Here is a 6,425-nt window from a genome sequence, read left to right as displayed (position 1 = left end):
GATCAAAATATACACTCATAAAAAAAGCCCGATTGCTCGGGCTTTTTTATTAAACTTGGCTACCATCTTCACCAATTTCCTGGTCACTCTCCTTCACTGGTGGTAGCAAATCTTCTTTACTTACCCCCATAAAGAGCACAGCAGAGCTTGCTACGTAGATCGATGAATAAGTACCAATCATGATGCCTAACAGTAACGCCTCTGCAAATGAATGAATGACTTCACCTCCAAGCACAAATAAGGCAAAAACAACCAGCAGCGTCGTAAATGAAGTCATCAGCGTACGACTCAAGGTTTCATTTAAAGATGAATCAATCACTTCTTGTGGTGAGGCCTTACGCGCTTTTAAAAATCCTTCCCTGACTCTGTCAAAAACCACAATGGTGTCGTTGAGAGAATAACCAATGATTGCCAATACAGCGGCAAGTACCGTTAGATCAAACTCAACATGGGTTATGGAAAAGAAACCTAGAGTGATAATAACGTCATGCACCAAGGCGGCAACAGAGGCGATAGCAAAACGATATTCAAAACGGAAAGCCACATAAATCAAAATACCAATTAAGGCATATAAAACCGCTAAACCGCCTTGTTCAGTTAAATCATCGCCTACCTGAGGGCCAACAAACTCGACACGACGCACATCGATGGCATTACTGGAATCGACTTGTAGCAGCGAGACAACATTGTTACTGATTTCAGCCATATTCTCAGTTTCGATTATCGGCAAACGAACTAAAACATCATGGATAGAACCAAAATTCTGAACAACAGCCTGAGGATAGCCACCATTTTGAAGGGTTGATCGGATGTTATCCAGATTAGCAGGTTCTTGATAACCGAGCTCGATCATGGTTCCACCTGTAAAGTCGATACCAAAGGTTAAGCCTTGTGTTATCAACGAACCGATAGAAACAATCAGTAATATGCTCGAGAACACCAGCGCAGGCCAGCGTTTCGACATAAATTTGATATGCGTTTGTTTATTAAAAAACTGCATGAAAATGATTCCTAAATTGATAGCTTAGGTTTATGTTTACGACCGTAAAACAGATTCACTAAGGCACGTGTGCCCATAATTGCCGTAAACATAGAGGTTAAAATACCGAGTGATAAGGTGACCGCAAAACCTTTAATTGCACCTGTACCAAAACCAAACAAGACAATTGCAGCAATGAGTGTCGTGATATTCGCATCGGCAATGGTCGAAAAGGCTTTGTCATAACCTGAGCTGATACTGGCTTGGGGGCTATTGCCATTGCGTAGCTCTTCTCTAATACGCTCATAAATCAACACATTGGCATCCACAGCCATACCAACGGTGAGAACGATACCGGCGATACCTGGCAAGGTAAGTGTCGCTTGGAGTAATGAGAGTAATGCCACGATAAATATCAGGTTCGCAGCCAGTGCCATATTGGCAAACACACCAAATACTCGATACCAGATAATCATGAAAACAAGCACTAAAATAAAGCCGATAATGACAGATTCAAAACCCTGCTCGATATTTTGCTGTCCCATGCTTGGGCCAACCGTGCGCTCCTCAACGATTTCTATCGGTGCGGCCAATGCACCAGCGCGTAATAGTAGTGATAAGTCTCGTGCTTCCGTAGTGCTGTCCAGTCCAGTAATCTGAAACTTCTTGCTCAACTGATCTCGTATAGTGGCTACATTGATAATTTCAGGTACCTGGCGACGTACAGATACCAGCTCACCATCAATTTCTTTTGTTTCCATTTTAGACTCAATGAAAACCACCGCCATTGGGTTACCAATATTATCGCGAGTGACATTACTGAAAGCGCGCGCGCCTTTCCCATCTAAAGTCACGGAGACGGCAGGCGAACCAGACTGACCATCTAGTGTTGATGCCGCATTGATAACATGCTCACCCGTTAACATCACACGCTTATCAAGAAGGTATGGGCGACCATCACGACTGTAATAAAGCTCCGTGTTTGGTGGGATACGGCCATTGAGTGCATCTTTTACATCATGCTCGATATCAACCAGTCTAAACTCAAGTGTTGCCGTCGCTCCCAGGATTTTCTTTGCTTGAGCAGTATCTTGCACACCTGGTAGCTGGACGACGATTCGGTCTTCGCCTTGCTGTTGCACAGTCGGCTCTGCCACACCCAGTTCGTTTATGCGATTTCTCAAGGTGGTGATATTTTGTTGTAAGGCTAATTGTTTTGTTTCACGAATGCTCTGTTCAGACACATTCATAATAAGCTCAGGGTTAGCCTCATCTTCTGAAACGGTCACTTGAAGATCATTAAAATCATTGTTGATCAACGCTTCCGCTTTATCTCTGTCCTCAGTATTTCTCAGAACCAGAACAATAGTCTGCCCTTCTACTTTGATTTGTTTATAACGAATTTTTTCATCACGAAGTGATAAACGGATATCGCTACCATAGCTATCTAAGCTTTGCTTAACCGCAGCATCCATATCGACTTGCATAAGGAAATGAACGCCTCCTCTCAAGTCCAAGCCCAGATTCATCGGCTCTGCGCCCATAGAAGCTAACCAGTGCGGTGTTGTGGAGGCAAGATTCAAGGCGATGATGTAATCACCGACTAAGGTTTTACTTAAGACATCTTTTGCCTTTAATTGATTATCAGCAGAGGTCAGCCGGATGAGTAACTTATCATCTTCAAGCTGAACACCTTTATAATCAATCCCAGCCTCTTTTAAAGCCTTTTCTGCTTTGTCTGCTAGATCCAAGTCCACTGTGGCCGTTCTGCCAGCAGAAATCTGGACTGCCGGGTCATCCCCATAAAGATTGGGTAGCGCGTAGAGCCCTGCGACCAGTAACACAACAAGAACGAGTAGATTTTTCCACAGTGGATATCGGTTCATATTTAATTCCTGACATTTTCAAGCCATCTGAAGCGATGGCCAGACTTTATAGCTTTTTCAATGTACCTTTTGGCAAAACAGCATTCACTGATTCACGACGCACTTTCACTTCAACATTTTCAGCAATCTGAACAGCGATAGCGTTATCAGTGATTTCAATAATTTTCCCCATCAGGCCACCATCGGTAACGACTTCATCACCTTTTGCCAATGCAGACTGCATAGCCTTGTGTTCTTTAGCGCGTTTTTGCTGCGGTCTGATTAACATGAAATAGAACAACACCAGCAAAATAATAGGAAATGCGAAATCCATCATGCCTGGAGAAGCAGCCGTTGTTGTCGCTGCATCAGCAGCAGCGGCCGGAGAGATAAAAAAGTCCATCGTTAATCCTCAAAATCAACAAGAAAAAAGAAACCGATTATGCCACAGCAGACCCAGTGTTCGATAGCATTGAAGCGTTTTAAACAATTTCGGTTTGCCTTAGCGCATAAAACTCTTGGCGGAATTGTTCCAGCGTATTGTTTTCTATGGCCTGCCTTAAGCCTTTCATTAATGTCTGGTAATAATGAAGGTTATGGATGGTATTTAACCGAGGGCCAAGCATCTCACCTGTTTTATCTAAGTGGTGTAAATATGCCCGGCTATAATTTTGACAGGTATAACAATCACAATAGGGATCCAGAGGTTTCGTATCCGTCTTGAACCGACTATTACGAATTTTGATGACGCCTTGATGAACGAATAGGTGTCCATTTCGAGCATTACGGGTTGGCATGACACAATCAAACATATCCACGCCACGCATCACACCTTCGACAAGATCTTCAGGTCGGCCAACCCCCATAAGATAGTGCGGTTTATCTTCAGGCATTCTTGGCGCCAGAAAATCAAGAATGCGTATCATGTCCTCTTTGGGCTCACCAACAGACAGTCCACCGATGGCATAACCATCAAAGCCAATCTCTGTTAAACCATCCAGTGAAATTTGACGCAGCTGCTCATGCATCCCACCTTGCACGATACCAAATAACGCAGAAGGATTATCGCCGTGGGCTTCCTTACTGCGTTTTGCCCAGCGTAGGGATAACTCCATAGAGTTTGCTGCTGTTTCAAGATCAGCAGGATAGGGGGTGCATTCGTCAAAAATCATCACGATGTCACTACCCAATGCACGCTGCACAGCCATCGATTCTTCAGGACCCAGAAATACTTTATTACCATTGACTGGAGAACTAAAATGCACACCTTGCTCTGTAATTTTACGCAACTCGCCTAAGCTGAAAACCTGAAAACCGCCAGAGTCAGTTAGAATTGGCCCTTGCCACTGCATAAAGTCATGCAAATCACCGTGAGCTGAGATAATGTCGGTGCCGGGCCTCAACATTAAATGAAATGTATTACCTAATAAGATTTCAGCCCCTGTTGCACCGACTTCTTCTGGCGTCATAGACTTAACTGACCCATACGTTCCAACAGGCATAAAAGCTGGGGTTTCTACGGTTCCCCGAGAAAAAGTTAAGCGTCCTCGACGAGCAAAGCCATCTCGCGCAAGTAAATCAAATTTCATTCATTCATTCTCAGCAAAAAACGCCCGACAGCATATCATTTTCTTGATCTAAACGGCGAAACAGACGCAATTCTGATCTTCTTAAGGTAGGATCACGGTCATTATAAGTAATGGAGATATCAATGTCCGACTCTAGAATCATTGTTGCCCTTGACTATGCTAACGCGAGTGATGCCATGCAAATGGCCGATCAAATTGATCCAGAACGTGCGCGAGTGAAAGTGGGAAAAGAACTTTTCACCCGTTCAGGTCCTCAAGTTGTCACTGACTTAGTATCGCGTGGGTTTGATGTCTTCCTCGATCTGAAATATCACGACATTCCGCATACAGTGGCAAAAGCCTGTGCTGCGGCGGCTGACTTAGGCGTTTGGATGTTAAATGTGCATACGCTCGGCGGGCCAGCCATGATGCGTGCTGCCAGAGAAGCAGTTGAACAATCATCCAATAAACCTTTATTGATAGGTGTAACGTTATTGACTAGCATGGATCAAACGACTTTTGATCAGATTGGCCTTACCGGCAATATGTCTGAGACTGTCACCCGACTTGCTCAATTGGCAAAACAAAGTGGTCTTGATGGCGTCGTCTGCTCGGCTCAGGAATCCAGTGCCCTCCGAGATACGCTGGGTAATACCTTTCAACTTATTACTCCTGGCATAAGACCGGAAGGCAGTGAAAAAGGCGATCAACATCGTATCATGACACCCAAACAAGCATTAGACGCGGGAAGCCATTACCTTGTGATTGGCCGTCCAATTACCAAAGCACCCGACCCGATGCAGGCACTTGACGAGATAGAACAAAGTCTACGTTAAATAAAAAAGCCCGGTTACCCGGGCTTTTTTTATGAACTGTGTGAAACGTTATACCTTAAACTTACTCGCCGCTTCCTGAAGTTGGGTAGCAAGATTACTCAAGGTTTCGACAGCGACTGAAGACTCTCTCGCGCCCTCCGCTGTATGCTCAGCCACCTGACTGATATTAACAATACCGCGGTTAATATCTTCAGCTACGGAAGATTGCTCATTCGCAGCGCTGGAGATTTGTGCGCTCATTTCATCCATGGTTGAAATCATAGCGGTGATAGAGTCCAAGGCAGCACCAGCACTTGATGCCTTTTCCACACTATGTTTTGCTCTTTCACGACCTTCGTTCATGACCTTAACAGCGACTTGAGCGCCTTGCTGTAATCGCTCAACCATCTCTTCAATTTCATGCGTAGAAGATTGTGTTCTCGCCGCCAGTGTACGAACTTCATCAGCAACAACAGCAAAGCCACGACCATGCTCACCTGCGCGTGCCGCTTCGATCGCAGCGTTCAGTGCAAGTAGGTTGGTTTGTTCTGTAATACCACGAATGACATCCACTATCGCGCCGATGTTACCAATGTCTGACTCCAGACTACTTAACTGCTCTGCGGCTTTTTCCACCTCAGTGGCCAATGAGTCAATAGCCTGCATGGTTTCCATGACAACTTGTTTACCAGCCTTGGCCTCGATATCGGCATTACGAGCTGCTTCAGCAGCGCTCGATGCTGTTCTTGCTACTTCTTGCACTGAGGCTGTCATTTCATTCATTGCCGTCGCAACCTGAGTCGTTTCAGACTGTTGACGGAGTACACCATCCACCGTTTCTTTACTGATGGCTTGCATATTATCACTCGCTGAAGTGAGCTGCGTTACCCCACCAACAAGTGTGTGAACTAAGTTAGCAACATTTTTTCTAGCACTGTCTAATTCAAATGCCATCCAACTAAAGTCACTTTTACCTGATATGGCCACTTTCTTAGTGAGGTCACCTTTTTTGATGTTTTGAATCGCACCGACCAAGGTGGTAGCACGTTTATCACCAAAACGGCCTATGTAGTGTGCGATGCCAATCACCGAAATGCTGGCGACGACGACATATATCGCAGCGATATAAATTGCTTCAATTTTCTTGATATCAGAGTGATACATATAGCCTTCAAGAACAAGTAGTCCCAGTAAGGCG

The 6,425-nt window shown here is 44.8% G+C and carries 6 protein-coding genes; 1 reads left to right on the top strand and 5 read right to left on the bottom strand.

Annotated features, from left to right (window positions below):
* Positions 1-49: 49 nt before the first annotated feature.
* From secF to tgt, 4 genes are all read right to left on the bottom strand, one after another.
* A complete protein-coding gene (gene secF / locus B4K20_RS15900) occupies positions 50-1,000 on the bottom strand; it encodes a protein translocase subunit SecF (protein WP_286305571.1) in 951 nt (316 codons plus the stop codon).
* A gap of 11 nt (positions 1,001-1,011) precedes the next feature.
* Complete coding sequence (gene secD / locus B4K20_RS15895; protein ID WP_289244656.1) at positions 1,012-2,865, bottom strand: protein translocase subunit SecD; 1,854 nt, start codon at positions 2,863-2,865, stop codon at positions 1,012-1,014.
* A 46-nt stretch (positions 2,866-2,911) separates the two neighbouring features.
* On the bottom strand, positions 2,912-3,247 hold the full coding sequence (gene yajC, locus B4K20_RS15890; RefSeq protein ID WP_286305573.1) for a preprotein translocase subunit YajC: 336 nt from the start codon (positions 3,245-3,247) through the stop codon (positions 2,912-2,914).
* A 79-nt stretch (positions 3,248-3,326) separates the two neighbouring features.
* Positions 3,327-4,433, bottom strand: coding sequence for a tRNA guanosine(34) transglycosylase Tgt (tgt, locus tag B4K20_RS15885; protein WP_289283665.1), 1,107 nt, complete (start codon positions 4,431-4,433; stop codon positions 3,327-3,329).
* Between the two features lie 122 nt (positions 4,434-4,555).
* On the opposite strand from tgt, the gene pyrF reads away from it, so the two are divergent.
* The gene (gene pyrF / locus B4K20_RS15880; RefSeq protein ID WP_289283664.1) at positions 4,556-5,248 is read left to right on the top strand and encodes an orotidine-5'-phosphate decarboxylase; all 693 of its coding nucleotides are present in this window, start codon (positions 4,556-4,558) and stop codon (positions 5,246-5,248) included.
* A gap of 48 nt (positions 5,249-5,296) precedes the next feature.
* Here pyrF and B4K20_RS15875 read toward each other — a convergent pair whose 3' ends face one another.
* Positions 5,297-6,418 (bottom strand): methyl-accepting chemotaxis protein, encoded by a 1,122-nt coding sequence (locus tag B4K20_RS15875; RefSeq protein ID WP_414683396.1) that lies wholly within the window; start codon positions 6,416-6,418, stop codon positions 5,297-5,299.
* Positions 6,419-6,425: the final 7 nt, after the last annotated feature.

Origin of the sequence: Methylophaga sp. UBA5088 (assembly GCF_002414625.1) — a bacterium.
Lineage (GTDB): Bacteria > Pseudomonadota > Gammaproteobacteria > Nitrosococcales > Methylophagaceae > Methylophaga > Methylophaga marina.
This window is presented reverse-complemented; position numbering and strand designations above follow the sequence as displayed.

Excerpts from the sequence above, each read along its gene's own strand:
- secF (WP_286305571.1), bottom strand. The coding sequence starts at position 1,000 with ATGCAGTTTTTTAATAAACAAACGCATATCAAATTTATGTCGAAACGC.
- secD (WP_289244656.1), bottom strand. The coding sequence starts at position 2,865 with ATGAACCGATATCCACTGTGGAAAAATCTACTCGTTCTTGTTGTGTTA.
- yajC (WP_286305573.1), bottom strand. The coding sequence starts at position 3,247 with ATGGACTTTTTTATCTCTCCGGCCGCTGCTGCTGATGCAGCGACAACA.
- tgt (WP_289283665.1), bottom strand. The coding sequence starts at position 4,433 with ATGAAATTTGATTTACTTGCGCGAGATGGCTTTGCTCGTCGAGGACGC.
- pyrF (WP_289283664.1), top strand. The coding sequence starts at position 4,556 with ATGTCCGACTCTAGAATCATTGTTGCCCTTGACTATGCTAACGCGAGT.